A 19,912-nucleotide genomic window follows, 5' to 3' on the forward strand; every position below is an offset into this window, starting at 1 on the left:
CTTACGCTTTCTCCAACTGGTCGAGCTTGTCGATGATCCGGGCGATCGAGCGCATGTTGCGCGCCGTGCCCTTATGGTCCAACCGCCGTTCGATCAGCCGCGCGGTCAATTTGCTGTCGGCGACGCCGTCGCCATAATCGATATAAAGCGCCCGGTCGCCAAGCGCGAGACGCTCGTTCGGCTTGATCCATTTGTCGGTCGCCAGCGCGTCGAACTGGGCCGCGGTCGGTTGCCCGTCGAGGAACATCGTATGGACGAACTTGTCCTCGTTGGTGCCCGCGAAAGGATTGTCGGCGATCGCCGCGGCAAGCTCGTCGCGGCTGCGCACGAGCGCGGCACAGCGCATGTCGAAGCGATCGTCGACCATCAGCGTCAGCTTTTCCTCCAGCCCGCGCGTCGGCCGCGCGGGGTGCGAAAAGATGACATTGCCGCTGGCAACGACCGTCTCGACATCGGTAAAGCCCTCGGCCTCGAACGCCGAACGCAGGTCGGCCATCTTCAGCCGGTTGCCGCCGACGTTGATGCTGCCGAATAGGGCGACGTAGCGAGCCATGCCGACACCTCCCGATCCGCGCCGAGCGGACGCCTGTTACAGCGTCCGTTCGCGCAGTTCGACCTCGAACACCTCCAGATGATCGCCCGGCTTGATGTCGTTGGTGTCCGCCAGCACGACACCGCACTCCAGTCCGGCGCGCACTTCCGCGACATCGTCCTTGAAGCGGCGGAGCGACGCGATCGTCGTTGCCGAAACGATGACGTCCTCGCGGGTGAGACGCGCGTGGAGCCCCTTGCGGATCGACCCTTCGAGCACCAGCAGCCCCGCGGCCTTGTCGCGCTTGCCGGCCGGGAAGACATCCTTGACCTCGGCGCGGCCGACGACATTCTCGATCCGCTCCGGACCCAACTCGCCCGCCATCTCCTTCGCGACCGCCTCGGTCAGGTGATAGATGACGTCATAGTACATGAAGCGCACTTTTTCGCGGTTCGCGATTTCGCGCGCCTTGGCGTTCGGACGAACGTTGAAGCCGATGATCGGCGCGCCCGTCGCGGCCGCCAGCGTCACGTCGCTTTCGGTGATCGCCCCGGCGCCCGACTGAAGCACGCGGACGCGGATCTCGTCGGTCGACAGGCGATTGAGCGCGTTGACGATCGCTTCGACCGACCCCTGCACATCGCCCTTGATGACCACCGGATATTCGATGACCTTCGCCTTGTCGGCGAGCGCCTCGAACATGCCCTCGAGGCTGACCGGCGCCTGCACCGTGCGCCTCTTGAGCGCTTCGCTCTGGCGATAGGCCGCGACTTCGCGGGCCCGCGCTTCATTTTCGACGACGGTCAGCGTATCGCCCGCCATCGGCACGCCGCCGAGGCCGAGAACCTCGACCGGCATCGACGGGCCGGCGGTCTTGACCTGCTTGCCCTGGTCGTCGATCAGCGCGCGCACGCGGCCGCTTTCGGCGCCGCAGACGAAGATGTCGCCGACCTTGAGCGTGCCGCGGCGGACGAGGATCGTCGCCACCGGGCCGCGGCCCTTGTCGAGTTTCGCCTCGACCACCGTGCCTTCAGCGGCGCGGTCGGGGTTCGCTTTCAGCTCCATGATCTCGGCCTGCACCGCGATCGCGCCGAGCAGCTTGTCGAGGCCGGTCTTCTTGAGCGCCGACACTTCGACATTCTGGACGTCGCCGCCCATTTCCTCGACCACCAGCTCATGTTCGAGCAGGCGTTCGCGGACGCGCTGCGGATTGGCGCCTTCCTTGTCGACCTTGTTGATCGCGACGATGATCGGCACACCGGCCGCCTTCGCATGGTTGATCGCCTCGATCGACTGCGGCTTGAGCCCGTCGTCGGCCGCGACCACCAGAATGACGATGTCGGTGACGTTCGCCCCGCGCTGGCGCATCTCGGTAAAGGCTTCGTGGCCCGGCGTATCGAGGAAGGTGACTTGGCTCCCGTCGGGAGTCTTCACCTGATAGGCGCCGATATGCTGGGTGATGCCGCCGGCCTCGCCCGCCTGCACATTCGCGCCGCGCAGCGCGTCGAGCAGGCTGGTCTTGCCATGATCGACATGGCCCATGATCGTGACGACCGGGGCGCGGGCCTTCAGGTTCGCGGCGTCATCGACATCCTCGTCGTGGCGGATGTCGATGTCGGCGTCGCTGACGCGCTTGATCTCGTGCCCGAATTCGGTGACGAGCAGTTCGGCGGTGTCCTGGTCGATCGTCTGGTTGACGGTGACCGGCATGCCCATCTTGAACAAGGCCTTGACCAGGTCGGCGCCCTTTTCCGCCATGCGGTTGGCAAGATCCTGGACCGTGATCACGTCGGGCACGACGACTTCGCGGACCTGCTTCTCGCGTGGGCCGCTCGACACCATATGCGAGCGCTTTTCCTTTTCGCGGGCACGCTTCAGCGCCGCGAGGCTGCGCGCGCGCGCGCCCTCGTCGTCGTTGAGCGCGCGCGTGACGGTCAGCTTGCCCGACTGGCGGCGATTGTCGGCGCCGCGGTTGGCCTTGGGCTCGGGGCGCTTCGGTTCGGGGCGCTTCGGGGCTTCGACCGGCGTGAAGCGGCGCGGCGCGGGCGCGGCGCTGGCGGTCGTGCCGCGCGATGCCGGCGCGGGCGCGGCTTCGCTTTGCGGCTCGGCCGCGGCGACGGGCGCTTCGGCGACCGGTTCCGCGGCGGCAGGCGCGGCGGGCGCGGGCTCGGCGGTCTTTACCGCGGCCTGTTCGTTACGCGCTTCGGCGCGCGCCTTTTCTTCCTCGGCGGCGCGGGCACGCGCGGCCTCTTCGCGGCGGCGATTTTCCTCGAGCGCGTTCATGCGCGCTTCCTCAGCCTCGCGCAGCAATTGCACCTGGCGCTCCTGCCGCGACATCAGGCTGTCGGCGGCGGGCTTGGGCGCTGCGGGCTTCGGAGCCGGGGCGGGCGCGGGGGCCGGAGCGGCGGGCGCGGCCTTGACCTCTTCGGCTTCGGGCGCCGGAGCGGCTTCGCCGGGGCGGCCGAGCACGCGGCGGCGCTTGACCTCGACCACCACCGTGTTGCGGCGGCCGTGGCTGAATTGCTGCTGCACCTGGCCGGCCTCGACCGTCCGCTTCAGCCCGAGCGGCTTGCGGGTAAGGGTCGGCTTGTCCTGTTCGTCACTCATCGAAAACCATCATTCCTTCAAAACGCGTCCGAAGCGGCGGGGCCGGCAGGCGCCGTCCCTGTTTTTTCCTCGCCGACGGGCGACGGGGCATGCGGATCGGAATCGCGGTTGGCCGCGTCCCTACTCCATCCTGTGAAAAACTGCCAGCGGCTCAAATGCGCGAGCACCCGATCGGCTGCGCGGGCGTCGACAATCGCCAGATGCACCGCATTTTCGCGGCCCAATGCCATAGATAGGGTGTTTCGGTCCACCGGCAAGACCAGCCCTTCGCGGCCCGACCCTTCGTCATCCTCGCCGACACGCCAGGCCTGCGCCAGTTTCTTGCGCCCATCCTCGCCCGCATCAAGAGCGTGGAGCAGCAGGCGAACCTGCCCCTTGCGCGCCGCCTGCTCGATCTTTTCATTGCCCGAAATCAACGTGCCCGACCGCGCCTCAAGCCCCAGCCGGTCGAGCGTCGCGCGCTGCAATTGCGCCTCGATCCGGGCGCCCAGGTCGTCGGGAATGGTGAAGTTGCTGTCGTGCAGCGCCCGCGCGAGCCCGCCCTTCAGCTTGCCCTTCGCTTGCGCTGCTTCAAGATCCGCGCGCGGTACGCCGATCCACGCCCCGCGCCCCGGCGCCTTCGCCAGAACGTCGGGCGCGATGCCGCCGTCGGGCCCAAGCGCCAGGCGCACGAGTTGCTGCGCCGGCTGGACCTCGCCGGTGATGACGCAGCGCCGTTCGGGCACATGCTGGCCGCGCCGTCCAGCGCGGTCGGGTTCGCTCAGCTGATCATTGTGCGGGGTCCGCATCGGCGGCCTCCCCGGTTTGCGGCTCCGCCGCGGCGGGTGCAGCTTCCGCTTCCACGGCCGGTTCGTCATCGAACCAGTGCGCGCGCGCCGCCATGATGATCTCGTTGCCCTGCTCTTCGCTGAGGCCATATTCGCCGAGAACGCCGCCCCGATCTTCTGCGCGCTCGGCCCGCTCGGCGCGTTCGCGCGATGGGCCGCGACGGTTGTCCTGGCGCTTCTTGGCGATCAGTTCGTCGGTCGCAAGGTCGGCGAGATCGTCGAGCGTCTTGATCCCCGCCTTGCCGAGAACGACGAGCATCGCTTCGGTGAGGTGCGGGATTTCGGCGAGATCGTCCTCGACGCCGAGTTCGCGACGTTCCTGGCGCGCGGCTTCCTCGCGGCGGTCGAGCGCTTCGGTCGCGCGGCTTTGCAGTTCCTGCGCCAGTTCCTCGTCAAAGCCTTCGATGCCCGCGAGTTCGTCGAGCGGCACATAGGCCACCTCCTCAAGCTCGCCGAAGCCCTCGGCGACCAGAAGCTGCGCGAGCGTCTCGTCGACGTCGAGTTCTTCCTGGAACATCGTCGAGCGTTCGACGAATTCGCGCTGGCGCTTCTCGCTCGCGTCGGCCTCGGTCATGATGTCGATCTGGCTGCCGGTAAGCTGGCTGGCGAGACGGACATTCTGGCCGCGGCGGCCGATGGCGAGGCTGAGCTGGTCGTCGGGGACGACGACTTCGATGCGGCCGTCATCCTCGTCGATGACGACGCGCTGCACCGTCGCGGGCTGAAGCGCGTTGACGACGAAGGTCGCGGTATCTTCGGACCAGGGGATGATGTCGATCTTTTCGCCCTGCATTTCCTGAACGACCGCCTGGACGCGGCTGCCCTTCATGCCGACGCAAGCGCCGACGGGGTCGATCGAGCCGTCATAGCTGATCACGCCGATCTTGGCGCGCGAGCCGGGGTCGCGGGCGGCGGCCTTGATCTCGATGATGCCGTCATAGATTTCGGGCACTTCCTGCGCGAACAGCTTCTTCATGAAGTCGGGGTGCGCGCGGGACAGGAAAATCTGCGGACCGCGATTTTCGCGGCGCACCGACAGGATGATCGCGCGGACGCGGTCGCCGACGCGCATCAGTTCGCGCGGGATCTGCTGGTCGCGGCGGATCACGCCCTCGGCGCGGCCGAGATTGACGACGATATGGCCGAATTCGACCGATTTCACGACGCCGGTGATGATCTCGTTGCCGCGATCCTTGAACTCTTCATACTGGCGCTCGCGATCGGCTTCGCGGACCTTCTGGAAGATGACCTGCTTCGCCGACTGGGCGTCGATGCGGCCAAGATCGACCGCGGGCAGCGGATCGACGATGAAGTCGCCGAGCTTGGCGTCCTTCTGCAGCTTCTGGCCGGCGGCAAGGTCGACCTGCTTGAAATAATCCTCGACCGTTTCGACCACCTCGACGACGCGCCACAGGCGCAGGTCGCCGGTCTGGACGTCGAGCTTGGCGCGAATGTCGTTCTCGGCGCCATAGCGCGCGCGCGCGGCGCGCTGGATCGCTTCTTCAATGGCCTCGATGACGATGCCCTTGTCGATCATCTTCTCGCTGGCGACGCTGTTGGCGATCGCCAGCAGTTCGGCGCGGTTGGCGGAAATGGCAGTGGCCATCAGTCCTGTCCTTCTTCTTCCATGTCGTCGGCGCCTTCGGTCGAAAGCGGGACGGTTGCGGCAATCAATTTGTCGGTGAGCACCAGCTTCGCCGTGTCGATCGCGTCGAACGGCAGCTTGTGCTCCACCTCTTCCTTATCCGTGATGCGGACGACATCGCCGTCGATGCCGACCAGCGTGCCGTTGAAACGCTGGCGCCCGTCCAGCTTTTCCTTCAGCGCGATCTTCGCCTCGTGCCCCGCCCAGTCGGCGAAGTCGGCGGGCCTCGTCAGCGGCCGGTCGATGCCGGGCGACGATACCTCGAGCCGATAGGCGACGTCGATCGGATCCTTGCCCGCTTCCTCAAGCGCGTCGAGCTGGGCCGAGATGCGGCGCGACAGGTCGGCGCAATCGTCGATCGTCAGCTGGCGCGTTTCGGGCCGCTCGGCCATCACCTGCAACGTCGGGTCGCTCTCGCCGCCGAAAAAGGCGACGCGCACGAGCGCCAGGCCCATCGCCTCGGCTTCGGGCGCGATGATCGCGTTGAGGGTGTCGAGATCGACCAACTTAAGTTCCCAATTCGGTTGACCGGAAAAGCACGCGGGAATTGCCGCCGCGGCCCGCGGCCCCGACGTCCCAACTGGCTAACCATGTCAAGAAGTAGGCGGCATATAGGCGTGTTGCGGAGAGTCGGCAAGGGGAGAATGGAGAGGATGACGGCCTGCGACCAATTGCCGCCTTCCGACGTCACGAAAGGGATGTCTGTATTGGGGTGGGAAACTGCCTTTCAATGTCGTCATGCTGAACTCGTTTCAGCATCCATGGCCTGCGTTCGCGTTCAGCGCCGCGCCGAAGGAGAGCTAGGCCATGGACCCTGAAACAAGTTCAGGGTGACGAAGAAGAGTAGGGCGGCTTCCAATCGCTTGCTGCCATTCGTGCCAATTTGGACGGAATGACCGGAATCGACCAATTGCGGACATTGGATAATTGTGAGAGTTTTGTTTGATGAATGCTGCCATCCTGAAAGCGGCTGTAGCCTTGTTGGTGCTCGTCTCATGCGCGCCCGGCACCGACAACGACGAAAAGCAAGACGCCCAATTGGAAACCCGGGGCCCATCACCAAAGTCAGCACCGGCAGTGCCTCCGCCCTCCATCCGGCGGAAAACGCAGACTGCAAGATGCACGGGAGTGGACAGAAGTGATCATCCTCAGACGCTGGTACTCGAATCCCGGTGGGTTCCCGATGAGGGTCGGGCAGTAATCTTCGTGATGGAGGATTCGACTGGACTTCTGAAACCGGGCAACTGGCTTGAAGACCTGTCGGCGTCATTGAGTGAGAGTGATCGCAGGGGCGGGATCGTTTGGAAATGGGACGGTCAAGAAGGAATGCTTTCCAAACGCGTGGGCGATCGATTCCTTCGCATCACTTTTACGCAGCATGACTTTGCATCTGCGTCTGTTGTATATCTGACTCGCCCTTATTCAGAGGACGAGGAGACTGCCTTACGCTTTTCAGAGGGCGGATGGCTTTCACTCGCCGGTCATTGCCGTCTCTTTTATGGCAATGAGCTGAGAAGTTACAAGAACGGTCCTCCGACGCCCAATATACTCTGAGCGACCGCTTCCCACCCCAATGCCGCCAATCGCCGATTCCCCCTTCCCTCACGCTCCGCACCATGCTCATGGCGCCGCCATGACCGACGACTCTCCCCTGCTCGCCCTCGCCAATGTCCGCGTCATGGCCGACGAGACGTGCATCCTCGATCTGCCCGCGCTGACCATCGCCGACGGCGAGAGCACCGCGATCCTCGGCGCCAACGGGTCGGGCAAGTCGACGCTGGTCAAGCTGATCGCGCGGGACCTTTATCCGGCTTATGGCGCCGACGTTCGCATTTTCGGGCAGGATAGCTGGAACGTCTTCGAACTGCGCACGCTGCTCGGGATCGTCTCGACGACGATGCAGCTCGATTTCGACGCCGATCCGCCGCTCGAAGCGCTCGACTGCGTCGTCTCGGGCTTCTTCGCCTCGCGCGGGCTGTGGGCGCATCAGCACTACACGCAAGAGATGGTCGACGTGTCGCGCACCGCGCTCGAGGAGGTCGGCGCGACCCATCTGATCGGGCGCAGCATGGCGAGCCTGTCGACCGGCGAGGCGCGCCGCGTCCTGATCGCCCGCGCGCTCGCGCACCGGCCGCGCGCGCTGCTGCTCGACGAACCGTGCGCCGGGCTCGACCCTGCGGCGCGGCACCATTTTCTCGACATGCTGCGCGGCGTCGCGCGCGGCGGCACGACGCTGATCCTCGTCACCCACCATATCGAGGAAATATTGCCCGAGATCGGCCGCATCGTGATGTTGCAGGACGGGCGCGTGCTGCACGACGGCGCCAAGACGGACCTGCTCGCCAGCGATGCACTGACCGCCCTCTTCGGCCTGCCCATTACGGTGTCGCGGCGCGGCGACTGGTACGACGCCGCCATCGTCCACTGACCACTTGCGATAATTTTTCCATAGGTTAGGCAGCGGGCATGTCGCTCGACAGCGAAATCGACGCGCTGACGCACAATCATGTCTATCTGGGCAAGCGGCACGATGAGAATGCGCGCCGCACCCTGTGGGTCGTGCTGCTGACCGCGGTGATGATGGTCGCGGAGATCGCCGCGGGAATCGCCTTCAACTCGATGGCCCTACTGGCCGATGGCTTTCACATGGCGACGCACGCCGGCGCGCTCGGCATCGCGGCGCTCGCCTATCGCTATGCCAAGCGGCACGCGACGAGCGGCCGCTACAGCTTCGGCACCGGCAAGGTCGGCGACCTCGCGGGCTTCGCCTCGGCGCTGGTGCTGGGGATCGTCGCGATCGGCATCGCGTGGGAATCGGTCGCGCGCCTGCTCGATCCGAGCCCGGTCGAATTCGGCGAGGCGACGATCGTCGCGGTCGTCGGGCTGGCAGTCAATATCGTCAGCGCGCTGCTGCTGGGACACGGGCATGATCACGGGCATGATCACGCCGGCCACGATCATCACCATCACGAGCGCGACAATAATATGCGCTCGGCCTATCTGCATGTGATCGCCGACGCGCTGACCTCGGTCCTCGCGATCGCCGCGCTGCTCGGCGGCCGCTATCTCGGCTGGACGTGGCTCGATCCGGCGATGGGCGTCGCGGGGGCGATCGTCATCGCGCTCTGGTCCTGGTCGCTGATGCGCGACACCGCCTCGGTCTTGCTCGACGCGACCGATACCGAACTGGAGGCCGAGATTCGCACGCTCGTCGAAGGACCGGGCGATGCGAAAATCCTCGACCTCCACGTCTGGCGTGTCGGCCCCGCCGCGCATTCGGCGATCGTCAGCGTCACCGGCGCCGCGCGCGCGACGATCGGCGAGCGGTTGCGGCCGGTGCATGAAATCGAGCATCTGACGATCGAGATACGCTAGGATCACCTGTCCCCCTGCGGCACAGGCCATCGGCGGCGAAACACTTTATTGGCGTTTCGGGGCATAAGACAGGGTGAGAGCCGCCGCGCGAATCGGCCGTGGAGATTTTGACGCGACCCATGAAGCCCGAACTCCATCTTGCCGCCCGCTCCGCGTGGCGCGATCCGGCGCCGGAGAAACCGGCGGGGCCGGGGCGTGAATATTGGGGGATGCTGGCCGCGATCACGATCGTCGCCTGCCTCGCGCTCATGCTGTCGACGGGGCAATATCGGCCGCGCGGTTTCGGCCCCTATAGCGTCAGCGTGCCGTTGACCTTCAAGCCCTATGATCCGGCGCGCTGGGCGGTGATGAACGCCGACACCTATGAGGATGCGCTCAAGATCGATCCGACGCTGCCGGACCCCGCCAGCGTCGGCTATGCCGATGCGAGCGCGCTGGCGCCCGCCACCCCGGCCGAGTTGCAGCAGGAAGCCTTTGTCGGCCCGCCCGCCAAACCCTATGCTTTTCGCGGCCTGACCGCGCTCGACCGCGAGCGCGCCCATTATTGCCTGACCTCGGCGATCTATTACGAAGCGGCGTCCGAAAGCGACGACGGCATGCGCGGCGTCGCGCAGGTCATCGTCAATCGCGCCCGCCATCCCAGCTTTCCCAACACCATCTGCGGCGTCGTCTTTCAGGGGTCCGAACGCGCCGGCGTGTGCCAGTTCACCTTCGCCTGCGACGGCGCGATGGCGCGCGCGCCCGAGCAGCGAAACTGGCTGCGCGCGAGCCGCATCGCCGCGGCCGCGCTGAGCGGCACTGTCTTTCCGGCGGTCGGGCTCGCGACCCATTATCACACGACCGCGATCTGGCCGCGCTGGGGCAAGAGCCTGGTGATGACCAATATCGTCGGCGCGCATATCTTTCACCGCTGGCGCGGCCGCTGGGGCATGCCCGACGCCTTCCGCACCCCCTATATGGGCCGCGAGCCGGTTCCCGGCCCCTATCTGCCGATCGCGCAGCAACTCGCGATCCTCAAGGGCAAGGGCCGGGCCGGTGCCGGCGCTGACCGGCGCCGCGGCGCCGCTGCCCAATGTCGCCCCCGCGCCGCTGCCCGGCACGATGGGCGCCGCGCCGTCCGCCGCCCCGCCAGCCGCGCCGACCGCGGCGCCGCCGCCGACCTATACCGATCCGCGGCTCAACCAATCGGGTCAGATCAGGGAAGAATTCAGCAAGAGCGGGGAGTGGATTCGCTGACCGAAGCCGCCTAGTCTTGCCCCCTACAGCGTCAGGGAGACAGGGCATGGGACATGTAAAAGGCATCGGCGGACTGTTCTTTCGCGCCCGCGATCCAGAGGCGCTGAACGCCTGGTATCGTGACCGGCTCGGCGTGGGCGGCGGGATCAGCGCCGACGACAGCGCGCCGGTCAACCAATGGGTATGGACCGTCACCGGCGGGCCGCTCGTCTTTTCGCCGTTCAAGGCCGACACCGATTATTTCCCCGCCGACCGGCAATATATGATCAACCTGCGCGTCGACGACCTCGACGCCGTCCTCGCGCCGTTTCGCGCGGCGGGGGAAGAGGTGATCACCAAGACGGAGTGGGACGATCCGAGCGTCGGCCGCTTCGCGCGCGTCCACGACCCGGAGGGGAATCCGATCGAGCTTTGGGAGCCGCCGGCGAAATAGAGCCATAGTCATTGCGAGGAGCCGAAGGCGACGCGGCAATCTCCAGCTATCGGCCTTGCGCCGGGCCGATAGCTGGAGATTGCTTCGCTGCGCTCGCAATGACGGGGGCTGTTACCGCCCCTGGCTGCGCCAGCGCTTGACGACGCGCTCGAGGATTTCGGCCTCGCCGCCAGTCTCGCGCCACAGTTTCGAGAACATCGGATCGCTCGACGCGGGCCTTTTATCCTCGTCGAGCGTGTCGAGATGGACGCGGATCGGGATCGACACGCCCTCGCCGCAAATAATACATTCGCGGTTGCGCAGCGCCGGGATCGAATCGATGAAGCCGCGCGCCCCCTCGGGCATCGCGGCCTTGACGAAATGCTGGTCGCGCTCGTTGTTGAGGCGCATCGAGATGATCGTGCCGCACTGCGACAGCACGCCTTCGGCCAGATCGGACGGGCGCTGGGTGATCAGGCCCAGCGACACGCCATATTTACGGCCTTCCTTGGCGATCCGTTCGAGGATCTTGCGAACCGACTGGCCCTGGCCGATGTCCTTGGCCGGGATATAGCGGTGGGCTTCCTCGCAGACGAGCAGGATCGGGCGCTGCGGCTCGCCGCGCGACCAGATCGCATAGTCGAAGGTCAGGCGCGCGAGCACCGCGACGACGACCGACGTAATGTCCGAGGGAACCCCCGACACGTCGATGATCGAGATCGGCCGGCCGTCCGACGGCAGGCGGAAGATCTTGCCGATGAAATTCGCCATCGTGTCGGCGACGAGCATGCCCGAGAACATGAAATTATAGCGCGGGTCGGCGCGCATTTCCTCGATCTTGCCCTTGATCCGCATGAAGGGGGCCGACGAGGTCGCCTTGTCGAGCTTGCCCATCTCGTTCGTGAGGATGTTGAGCAGGTCGGAGAGCAGATAGGGAATCGGCGAATCGACCGTCAGCTTGGTCATCCCCTCGGCCATGCGGTTCTTCTGCCGCGCCTGGAGCAGGCATTTGGCGAGCACGTCGCAATCGCTCTGGCGGTCGCGGCCCTCGCTGGTGACGAAAACCTCGCAATGCTCCTCGAAGTTCATCAGCCAATAGGGCATGGCGAGATTGTCGACGTCGAACAGCGCGCCGGTGCCCTTGAAGGCCGCCGAATATTCGCCGTGCGGGTCGATCATCACGATATGGCCCTGCGGCGAAAGCTCGCAGATCTTGTGGAGGATCAGCGCCGCGCTCGTCGACTTGCCGGTGCCGGTCGACCCGAGCAGCGCGAAATGCTTGCCGAGCATCGCATCGACATAAAGCGAACCGCGAATGTCGCGCGTCGGATAGATCGTCCCGATCTCGACATGCGCGCGTTCGTCGGCGGCATAGATTTGCTTGAGGTCGTGGCTGGTCGCCGCATAGACCTGACCGCCCGGAATCGGATAGCGCGTCACGCCGCGGCGGAAATTGTGGATACGGCCGGTGATTTTTTCTTCGTCGCCCTCGCCGAGGAAGTCGATCGTCGCGACGATCAGCCCTTCGCCGCGCTCGTGCATCTGCTGGTCGCGGATGCTGGCGACGAGCCAGATATTGCCGACGCGGATCTTGACCTGCGCGCCGACCTGCCCGGCCATCGCGACCGCCCCGTCGCTCGACGACGTCAATTGGCCGATCGTCGCGGCATCGAGCAGGATCCGCGAGGCCGAGCCCGAAATATCGATCACTTCGCCGATCAGCAGATCGTCGCGATGATGAGTGGCGACCGGCGCGACGGCCGCGGCGGTTCCGCCGCCGGCAAGCCGGACGTGCTGCGCCGCCGTCAAGTCCCCGGCGCCGAACCCGCCGCCCTGCATATCCATATCAAGCCCCCGCCTTATATCGTTCCGGCGTCGCTTATCGCAGGCGAGGGTAAACAAAGCGCTTATGCTGAACGCGCGGCGAACCGCTCAGCGGCGGCGGAAAGCGGCCGATGCGCCATAGCCGAGGAGCAGCGAAAGCGCGACCGCGGTCAGCCCATAAAGAAAGCCGTGACGCTCGGCGGCGAGCGCCACGAACCGTTCGAACCCGGCCTTGCGGATCTGGACGTCGCGCGAGGCGACCGCGATCACGCGGCCCCGGCTGATCAGATAGGTTTCGGCGCGATAGGTGCCGACGGGCACGCGCGCGGGCACCGGGATGCGGGCGCGATAGAGCACGCCCTCGCTGATCTCGACCGCGCTTGGATTTTCATAGAACAGCCCTGCGCGGCGATAGAGGTCGATCAGGCCCCCCTCGAAGCGCGCGAGCTTCTTCGCTTCCGAAAAGCCCGCGGGCGACATCGACAGATTGTCGAGGCCGAGTTCGAAGATCGCGGCGGTGCGCTCGTCGACCAGCTTGTCGATCGGCCGCGACGATCCGATCGCGTAAAAACCGGGCGAGGTGCGCAGCCGAATGCTGCTCGCATTGACCCAGATTCCCGCCACGCGCTGCTTTTCGCGCAGGATGATCGGCCGCACCGGCCCCTTCAGCACGACGACGATGTCGGTGCGATCGTCGGGAAGCCGCTGCCCCGGATAGAGGATCGCGCCGAACAGCAGCAATTCCTCGCCGGTGAAGCTGTACTGGATATCGATCGCGCGGCTCGACACGTCGGGCACGAGGCGCGGATCATCGGCGCGCGCCGCCGTCGCGGTCAGTATCAGCGCCGCTGCGCAGGCCAGGGCGCCAAACCCCCTCATTGCACCGTGTAAATCTCTTCGGGGCGGATGAACAGGTCGACCGCCATGCGCAGCGCGACGATCAGCACGATCGTCGCCAGCGCCATGCGCAGATATTCGGGCTTCACGCTCTGCGCGAAACGGGCGCCGATCTGCGCGCCGGTGACGCTGCCGAGCAGCAGCAGCGCCGCGAGCACCAAATCGACCGCGCCGGTGGTCATCGCGTGAACCATCGTCGCCGCGATCGTCACGAACAATATCTGGAACAGCGAGGTGCCGACGACGACCTGCGTCCCCATGCCGAGCAGATAGATCATCGCGGGCACCATGATGAAGCCGCCGCCGACGCCGAGCAGCATCGTCAGCACGCCGACGATCATGCCGAGCAGCAACGGCGCGAGCGGCGAAATATAAAGCCCCGAGCGATAGAAGCGCCAGCGCAGCGGCAGGTTGGCGACCATCGGATGGTGCCGTCGCTTGCGCGCCGCTGCGGGAAGGCCCGCGCGCATCCGCCGCAGCGCGCCCCACGCCTCGCGCGCCATGATCGCGCCGACCGAGCCGAGCAGCACGACATAAAGGATGTTGATCGTCGTATCGATCTGACCCCACGCGGTCAGCAGTTCGAACAGTCCCGCGCCGATCAGCGACCCGACCAGGCCGCCGACGATCAGCACGCCGCCCATGCGCACGTCCACACCGTCGCGCTCGAAATGCGCCAACGCACCAGACACGCTCGCCCCCGTCACCTGCGTTGCCGCGGAGGCCGCGGCGACCGTCGGCGGGATGCCATAGAAGATCAGCAGCGGCGTCGTCAGAAAGCCGCCGCCGACCCCGAACATGCCCGACAGGAAACCGACCCCGCCGCCGAGCAGGATGATGACGAGCGCGTTGACCGACAGGTTGGCGACGGGAAGGTAAAGATCCACAGGGTCAAAACCTCTGCATTGAGGGACGTTCGCGGCGCAGGAAACGCCCCGAGTCCAGCGACCCTAGAGTATTTTTCGGAGCCGGGGAATCGGGTGCGGCACCTAAATTTCGTCGCCACCTGAAATTTGATCCACTCCCGTGGAAGGGACACCGGCCCGCTCCCCCACCCGGCCTCCCATAGTTTGCTATCGTCGGGGAGGCCGGGTGGGAGCGCGGGCCGGTGCCGCGATTCCGCGCAGCGGAATCTGACTCTAGAAATCGGTGGCGAGCGTCAGCGCGACGCCGCTTGCGGGCCGCGCGTCGCCCGCGATGCGTTGTCGCCAGTCGAGCGCGATCCGGCTTCCCTTGCCCACGGCGGGCAGCCGCACGGTTAGCCGCGGGCCGATGTCGATCCGCGCCGCGCCCGGCTGGACCGCGCCCGCGGCGAGCGCGCCGAGCCGCAGCGGCGACCGCTTGTCGCCACCGAGCCGGCGGTCGATAATCACCGCGCCATCGGCAAAACCGTCGCGCCGCCGCGTCCCGACGATGCCCGCCTGCGCATAAGCGTCGAGCCGGAACCCGGCCGGGAGCGGGATGTCGCCGACGCCGCCGGTCACCATGGCGGCAAGCGCGGTGCGCCCTTCGCTGCCGATTGCGACGCGCTGCTCGATCGCGACGTCGACCGGCAGATGCGGCACGGGCGCAAACGCTGCTCCAAAGGCCAGTTCGCGTTGCGCGGGCCGCCGCGCCGCCATCGTCGCGCGGCCATAGGCGCGCAGCCGCCCATCGTCGCCGAAACCATAAGCGAGGCGAATGCCCGCCTGCGAACCGCCGAGTTGGCCGCCGGCGGCGATCGCTTTGGCGCCGTCGGCCGATCCCGCACGCAGATAGAGCCAGCCGCCGAGCGACCATCCGGCGAGCGAACGCTGCATCCAGAAAGGCTCGCCCCGCCCGGGATCGGCGGCGGCGCGCGGGTTCGCGGCGAGCCACGGCGGCGGACTGCCACGAAGCGCTCCATTCGCTGCAGCGGCGGGCAGGAGCCGAGCGATCAGCGCCAGCCGCAAGCCATGCCGATCGCCACCAAAGACGTCGCCCCCGGCCACGTTCGGGATCGAAGGCGCGTTCGCGGATAGCGAGGGGATTGCGCGGCGCGCGGCAATCGGTTCGGGACGAAGCGGCGCGGCGGACGAAAGGCGCGCATCCGCCGGGTTGCGGGGGACAGGCAGGATAAAGCGCGAAGGGATATCCCATGACGGCCGAACACCGGCGGGCGGCGGCGGTAGCGCCGGGCTCCACAGCATCGCCGCGCGCAGCAGCACCCAGCCGCCGAGGCAGAGCGCCAGAAAACGCAGCGAGGCGGCATCGCGCCCCGGCCGGGGACCGGTCGCGGAGATCATCATGACCGGATCGCCCGACGTCCCGGCACGGCCTCGCTATCGCGATGGTCGGTCTTGTCCCACAGAATCTGGCCCGACCGCAGCATCCGCCAATAGAGGCCGACCGCCCGCCGCGCGGCCAGCATGGCGATGACATTGGCGACAAAGGCGCGCGGCACCGCCAGCAGCGCCTGGCGCGCGCCATACCAGCGCGCGGTGAAATGGACCCGCATCGCGAGGCGCCACAAAAGCAGGGCGCCGTTGAGCGCGAGCAGCGACCGCATCGCCGCCCCGATCGGCCTGCTTTGCCAGCCCAGAAGCGCTTCACCCGCAAGCGTCAGGCCGGTGGCGAGCAGCCCCAGATAAGCAGCGAGCAGGACGAGCGCCGCGAGCGGCGAACGGCGGTCGCGCCACAGCATCCAGCGCGCGAGCCATATCCGCCAGGGCGATGCCTGGCCGCCCGCAAAACGCGCGCCGAGCCAGCCGAGATGATCCCAGCCCGCGAGCGCGATGCCCGCGATCCAGCGCGATTTCTGCCGCACCGCATGCTCGACCGATCCCGGAAAGCCGCCGCGCGAGACGATTCTGTCGCCCGCCGCAGTCAGGCTGTCGACGAAACAAGCGCGAAGCCCATAGGCGCCGATCAGCATCCCGACCTCATAATCCTCGGTCAGGCTGTCGGCGCGGAAGGGCTGCCCGCCGCGTTCGATCGCGAGAAGGGCCAGGGCGTTGCGCGTCAGGGCGCAGCCGACCCCGGCCGACGGGATCGGCACCCCCAGGCGCGAGCGCAGCGCCAGTTCCTTGCCGTGCGCCTCGGCAAACTCGTCGCCATAATGGCCGCCGATCCACCGCGACCCGCCAGTCACCATCGGCACGACGGGTATCTGGACCATCGCATGATCGCCAAGGTGATGACGATAGAGCGCGATTTCGGCGGCGTGGACATGATCCTCGGCATCGTGCAGCACCACCGCCGCAAAGCGCCTTCCCTCGATCCGCTCATCCTCGCCGAGCGCGGCCCACATGCGGTTGAGATTGTCGCCCTTGGTCGTCGGCCCCTCGGCGTCGCCGACGACGAGGCGCAGCCGCGGATCGCGCGCGACGAGCCGCGAGACCGAAAAGAGCGTCGCGATATCGTTGGGATAACAGCCGACATAAAGGCGGACATCTTCGCCCGCCCACGCCGTCAGCATGCGGGCGAGCGTCGCCGACAGCACGGGCGCTTCTTCCCACGCCGGGATAAAGATAGCGATCCGTCCTTCCAGCGGCCCGTTTTCGGCATCCGGCCTCGCGGCCACGGGCTGCGGTCTCGCGAGCCACAGCAGGTCGAACAGCAGATCGTCGATTCCGATCAGCAAAATGCCGACCGATGCGAACAGCATCAGCTCGTGACCGGCCCCCTCGACCAGCCATTGCAACCATGCGGACGCCGGCTCCACCCCGCTTGCCCCGCTCCCCCGCGCGGCGTTTGCCGCGATCGCTCCTTGGGTAACTGACTGTTAATTTTTGTAAAGGGTGACGCCCGGCCACCGTGGCGCTAGTAAAGCGGCTCTCTTTCGGATCAAGAGGGTCACCGCGTCGCCTATGTCCAGCAATTCAGCCCCTCGCTCGGTCCTGCGCGACTTTCTCGCGAGTGAAAGCGCGGGCGGAATACTGCTGATTTTCGCAGCCATATTGGCGATGATTGTCGCGAATTCGACGCTGGGGGAGGCCTATCACCATCTGGTTCACGCGGTGACCGGCCCCACGCTCAGCGACAAGCTGGGGCCGATGACGGTCCATCTGTGGGTCAATGACGGGCTGATGGCGGTCTTTTTCCTGCTCGTCGGGCTCGAGATCAAGCGCGAGTTCGTCGATGGCCGCCTCGCTAGCTGGGACCGGCGGCGGCTTCCGTTCATCGCCGCCGCCGCGGGAATGGCGGTGCCCGCGCTGCTCTACCTGCTCTTCGCAGGGAGCACGCCGGGCCTCGCGCAGGGCTGGGCGATCCCTGCCGCGACCGACATCGCCTTTGCGATGGGGGTGCTCGCACTGCTCGGCAAGCGCGCGCCGACGTCGCTCAAGCTGTTCCTCGTCACCGTTGCGATCGTCGATGACATGGGCGCGGTGGCGATCATCGCGCTTTTCTATACCGCCCAGATCAACCTCGTCGCGCTCGGCGCCGCGGCGGCGCTGCTCGGCGTGATGTTCGCCTGCAATCGCGGCGGGGTCCGGCACCTCCTCGTCTATCTGCTGCTCTTCGCCTGCCTCTGGTATGCGATGCTGCTGTCGGGGGTCCACGCGACGATCGCGGGCGTGCTCGCGGCGATGACGATCCCGCTCGACCGCACCCCCGGCGCGCCCGACAGCCAGGCGTCGCCGCTCCACCGGCTCGAACATGCGCTGCACCCGTGGGTCGCCTTCGCAATCGTGCCCGTCTTCGGTTTCGTCAACGCCGGGGTCGATATTCGCGGGCTGGGCAGCGACCAGTTGCTCTCGCCGCTGCCGCTCGGCATCGCCGCCGGGCTGTTCCTCGGCAAGCAGGTCGGCATTTTCGGCAGCGTCTGGCTGTCGGTGAGGCTCGGCATCGCGGGCAAGCTGCGCGGCGCGACCTGGCGGCAAATCCATGCGGTCGCGGTGCTCTGCGGCATCGGCTTCACGATGAGCCTGTTCATCGGCGGCCTCGCCTTTCCGGGCGCGCCCGAATTGGTCGACGAGGCCAAGATCGGCGTGCTGGCGGGATCGTTCGCCGCCGCGCTGATCGGCTACGCCCTGCTCCGTTTCGCTCCCCCGCATCCCGATCATGACGGGGTCGAAGCCGCAAGCGAGGACGAGATCGTCGCCGACGGCGACGTGCGCGACACGTCCGAGGTGGTCGCGTGAAGCGCGCTTTGGCCCTTTTCCTCGTGCTGATGCTCACCGGCTGCGCGGCCACCAAGGCCGAGCGGCCCGCCACCGGCGTCGCGTCGATCGACGTCCGCCGCGCGCCGGTCTCTTCGCAGGCGATGAACGACATCGCCGCCGCCTATGTGACATTGAGCCTCGAAATCGGCACGCATGAGGATGGCTATATCGACGCCTATTACGGCCCGGCGGACGTCAAGGCCGCCGCCGAAGCCGCGCCGCGCGACAAGGCCGCGCTGCTCGCCGCGACGCGCGCGCTGGCGGCGCGGCTCGAACTCGCCGTGCGCCGCCGGTCCGATCCCATGGAGCGCCGCCGCGCAGCCTTTCTGCGCGCGCAGCTTCGCGCTGCCGAAACGCGCCTGCTGATGATGCAGGGAACCCATTTCGCCTTCGCCGACGAGGCCGAACGGCTGTTCGGGGTGCGGCCGGTGCTGAAACCGCTCGCCAGCTATGACGGCGACCTCATCCAAGTCGAGGCACTGGCCCCCGGTGACGGCCCGCTCGCGGCGCGGGTCGAGGCCTATCTCGACCATTTCATTATCCCCAAGGACCGGCTGCGACAGACGCTCGACGCCGCCATAGCGCGCTGCCGGGGCCGCAGCATGGCGCATATCCCGATGCCCGAGGGCGAGAGTTTCCGGCTGGAATTCGTCACGGGAAAAAGCTGGAGCGGCTATAATTATTATCAGGGCGGCTATCACAGCCTGATCCAGGCGAACACCGACTTGCCGATCCCCCTGTCACACGCGCTCACTCTCGGCTGTCACGAAGGGTATCCCGGCCACCACCTCCTCAACATGAAGCTTGAAGAACAACTGGTAAATGGGCGCGGCTGGGCCGAATACAGCATCTATCCGCTTTACAGCCCGCAAAGCCTGATCGCCGAGGGCAGCGCCAGTTACGGCGTCGATCTCGCCTTTCCCGGCGCGAGCAGGGCCGATACCGAGCGCGACATATTGATGCCGATCGCCGAAATCACGACCCCGTCCGATGACCGCTATTGGCAGCTCCTGAAGGCAATCGACGCGCTGTCCGGCGCGCGCCTGACGATCGCCCAGCAATATCTCGACGGCGCGATCGACCGCGCGGCGGCGGTCGCGCTCACCCAGAAATATCTGCTGATGTCGCCCGGGCGCGCCGACCGGTCGGTTCGCTTCACCGAACAATATCGCAGCTATGTAATCAATTACGGACTCGGCGAAGCAATGGTTCGCGGCTATGTCGAACGCGGCAATCCGGACCGGGACGAAATGTGGCGGCGCATGGCGAAGATCATCGGTGAACCGACGCTGCCGGCGGACCTGCTCCGCCGATGAAGGCGGCGCCCCTTTTGTGGCTCGGCCAGGCGGGTTCGCCCCGCCGCCCGCCGGCGGGCGTGACACCGCGCGGCTGACGATCCGGCGCGCCTCCTCGCGCGCCTTCCGTCAATCTCCG

The 19,912-nt window shown here is 66.8% G+C and carries 16 protein-coding genes; 6 read left to right on the forward strand and 10 right to left on the reverse strand.

Translation table 11 applies throughout. From position 1 onward, the window contains the following. Position 1: 1 nt before the first annotated feature. The 5 genes from CVO77_RS06030 to rimP are packed head-to-tail and all read right to left on the reverse strand — an operon-like array spanning position 2 to position 6,117. Positions 2 to 553, reverse strand: a complete 552-nt coding sequence (locus CVO77_RS06030) for a DUF1697 domain-containing protein (RefSeq protein ID WP_105998334.1) — start codon at positions 551 to 553, stop codon at positions 2 to 4. 36 nt (positions 554 to 589) lie between these two features. After that, on the reverse strand, positions 590 to 3,139 hold the full coding sequence (gene infB, locus CVO77_RS06035) for a translation initiation factor IF-2 (protein WP_105998335.1): 2,550 nt from the start codon (positions 3,137 to 3,139) through the stop codon (positions 590 to 592). A 17-nt stretch (positions 3,140 to 3,156) separates the two neighbouring features. Then, positions 3,157 to 3,927 (reverse strand): DUF448 domain-containing protein, encoded by a 771-nt coding sequence (locus CVO77_RS06040; protein ID WP_105998336.1) that lies wholly within the window; start codon positions 3,925 to 3,927, stop codon positions 3,157 to 3,159. Then, positions 3,908 to 5,572 carry a transcription termination factor NusA gene (gene nusA / locus CVO77_RS06045; RefSeq protein WP_105998337.1) on the reverse strand — a complete coding sequence of 555 codons (1,665 nt, stop codon included), beginning with the start codon at positions 5,570 to 5,572 and terminating at the stop codon, positions 3,908 to 3,910. Before nusA ends, CVO77_RS06040 begins: the two co-directional genes overlap by 20 nt. Then, on the reverse strand, positions 5,572 to 6,117 hold the full coding sequence (gene rimP, locus CVO77_RS06050) for a ribosome maturation protein RimP (protein ID WP_105998338.1): 546 nt from the start codon (positions 6,115 to 6,117) through the stop codon (positions 5,572 to 5,574). The genes nusA and rimP overlap by 1 nt, the downstream gene beginning before the upstream one ends. A 1,127-nt stretch (positions 6,118 to 7,244) precedes the next feature. Here rimP and CVO77_RS06055 point away from each other — a divergent pair. The 4 genes from CVO77_RS06055 (at position 7,245) to CVO77_RS06070 (ending at position 10,655) form a co-directional block, all read left to right on the forward strand. Continuing rightward, on the forward strand, positions 7,245 to 8,039 hold the full coding sequence (locus tag CVO77_RS06055) for an ABC transporter ATP-binding protein (RefSeq protein ID WP_105998339.1): 795 nt from the start codon (positions 7,245 to 7,247) through the stop codon (positions 8,037 to 8,039). A 38-nt stretch (positions 8,040 to 8,077) separates the two neighbouring features. After that, entirely contained in the window at positions 8,078 to 8,986 is a 909-nt protein-coding gene (gene dmeF / locus CVO77_RS06060) for a CDF family Co(II)/Ni(II) efflux transporter DmeF (protein ID WP_105998340.1), read from the forward strand. Between the two features lie 119 nt (positions 8,987 to 9,105). Then, entirely contained in the window at positions 9,106 to 10,236 is a 1,131-nt protein-coding gene (locus tag CVO77_RS06065) for a cell wall hydrolase (protein WP_242446117.1), read from the forward strand. Positions 10,237 to 10,268: 32 nt separating this feature from the next. After that, on the forward strand, positions 10,269 to 10,655 hold the full coding sequence (locus tag CVO77_RS06070) for a VOC family protein (RefSeq protein ID WP_105998341.1): 387 nt from the start codon (positions 10,269 to 10,271) through the stop codon (positions 10,653 to 10,655). A 111-nt stretch (positions 10,656 to 10,766) separates the two neighbouring features. Here CVO77_RS06070 and CVO77_RS06075 read toward each other — a convergent pair whose 3' ends face one another. The 5 genes from CVO77_RS06075 to CVO77_RS06095 form a co-directional block, all read right to left on the reverse strand. After that, the gene (locus CVO77_RS06075; protein WP_105998342.1) at positions 10,767 to 12,479 is read right to left on the reverse strand and encodes an ATP-binding protein; all 1,713 of its coding nucleotides are present in this window, start codon (positions 12,477 to 12,479) and stop codon (positions 10,767 to 10,769) included. Between the two features lie 87 nt (positions 12,480 to 12,566). After that, positions 12,567 to 13,337, reverse strand: a complete 771-nt coding sequence (locus CVO77_RS06080) for a TIGR02186 family protein (RefSeq protein WP_105998343.1) — start codon at positions 13,335 to 13,337, stop codon at positions 12,567 to 12,569. Next, entirely contained in the window at positions 13,334 to 14,242 is a 909-nt protein-coding gene (locus CVO77_RS06085) for a sulfite exporter TauE/SafE family protein (RefSeq protein ID WP_105998344.1), read from the reverse strand. Before CVO77_RS06085 ends, CVO77_RS06080 begins: the two co-directional genes overlap by 4 nt. Before the next feature lie 252 nt (positions 14,243 to 14,494). Further along, positions 14,495 to 15,622 (reverse strand): hypothetical protein, encoded by a 1,128-nt coding sequence (locus CVO77_RS06090; protein WP_105998345.1) that lies wholly within the window; start codon positions 15,620 to 15,622, stop codon positions 14,495 to 14,497. Beyond that, entirely contained in the window at positions 15,619 to 17,037 is a 1,419-nt protein-coding gene (locus CVO77_RS06095; protein WP_105998346.1) for a glycosyl transferase family protein, read from the reverse strand. Before CVO77_RS06095 ends, CVO77_RS06090 begins: the two co-directional genes overlap by 4 nt. 145 nt (positions 17,038 to 17,182) lie before the next feature. Here CVO77_RS06095 and nhaA point away from each other — a divergent pair, with 145 nt between their 5' ends. Both nhaA and CVO77_RS06105 read left to right on the forward strand, forming a co-directional pair. Beyond that, positions 17,183 to 18,457 (forward strand): Na+/H+ antiporter NhaA, encoded by a 1,275-nt coding sequence (nhaA, locus tag CVO77_RS06100; RefSeq protein WP_105998347.1) that lies wholly within the window; start codon positions 17,183 to 17,185, stop codon positions 18,455 to 18,457. Further along, positions 18,454 to 19,794 carry a hypothetical protein gene (locus CVO77_RS06105; protein WP_242446118.1) on the forward strand — a complete coding sequence of 447 codons (1,341 nt, stop codon included), beginning with the start codon at positions 18,454 to 18,456 and terminating at the stop codon, positions 19,792 to 19,794. The genes nhaA and CVO77_RS06105 overlap by 4 nt, the downstream gene beginning before the upstream one ends. The last annotated feature ends 118 nt before the right edge of the window (positions 19,795 to 19,912 follow it).

This window comes from Sphingopyxis lindanitolerans (genome assembly GCF_002993885.1).
Classification (GTDB): Bacteria; Pseudomonadota; Alphaproteobacteria; order Sphingomonadales; family Sphingomonadaceae; genus Sphingopyxis; species Sphingopyxis lindanitolerans.

Bases quoted from the DNA above. Each gene is read 5' to 3' on its own strand.
- dmeF (WP_105998340.1), top strand. From the start codon at position 8,078: ATGTCGCTCGACAGCGAAATCGACGCGCTGACGCACAATCATGTCTAT.
- CVO77_RS06055 (WP_105998339.1), top strand. From the start codon at position 7,245: ATGACCGACGACTCTCCCCTGCTCGCCCTCGCCAATGTCCGCGTCATG.
- nusA (WP_105998337.1), bottom strand. From the start codon at position 5,572: ATGGCCACTGCCATTTCCGCCAACCGCGCCGAACTGCTGGCGATCGCC.
- CVO77_RS06065 (WP_242446117.1), top strand. From the start codon at position 9,106: ATGAAGCCCGAACTCCATCTTGCCGCCCGCTCCGCGTGGCGCGATCCG.
- CVO77_RS06030 (WP_105998334.1), bottom strand. From the start codon at position 553: ATGGCTCGCTACGTCGCCCTATTCGGCAGCATCAACGTCGGCGGCAAC.
- CVO77_RS06040 (WP_105998336.1), bottom strand. From the start codon at position 3,927: ATGCGGACCCCGCACAATGATCAGCTGAGCGAACCCGACCGCGCTGGA.
- CVO77_RS06090 (WP_105998345.1), bottom strand. From the start codon at position 15,622: ATGATGATCTCCGCGACCGGTCCCCGGCCGGGGCGCGATGCCGCCTCG.
- CVO77_RS06080 (WP_105998343.1), bottom strand. From the start codon at position 13,337: ATGAGGGGGTTTGGCGCCCTGGCCTGCGCAGCGGCGCTGATACTGACC.
- nhaA (WP_105998347.1), top strand. From the start codon at position 17,183: ATGTCCAGCAATTCAGCCCCTCGCTCGGTCCTGCGCGACTTTCTCGCG.
- infB (WP_105998335.1), bottom strand. From the start codon at position 3,139: ATGAGTGACGAACAGGACAAGCCGACCCTTACCCGCAAGCCGCTCGGG.
- CVO77_RS06070 (WP_105998341.1), top strand. From the start codon at position 10,269: ATGGGACATGTAAAAGGCATCGGCGGACTGTTCTTTCGCGCCCGCGAT.
- CVO77_RS06075 (WP_105998342.1), bottom strand. From the start codon at position 12,479: ATGGATATGCAGGGCGGCGGGTTCGGCGCCGGGGACTTGACGGCGGCG.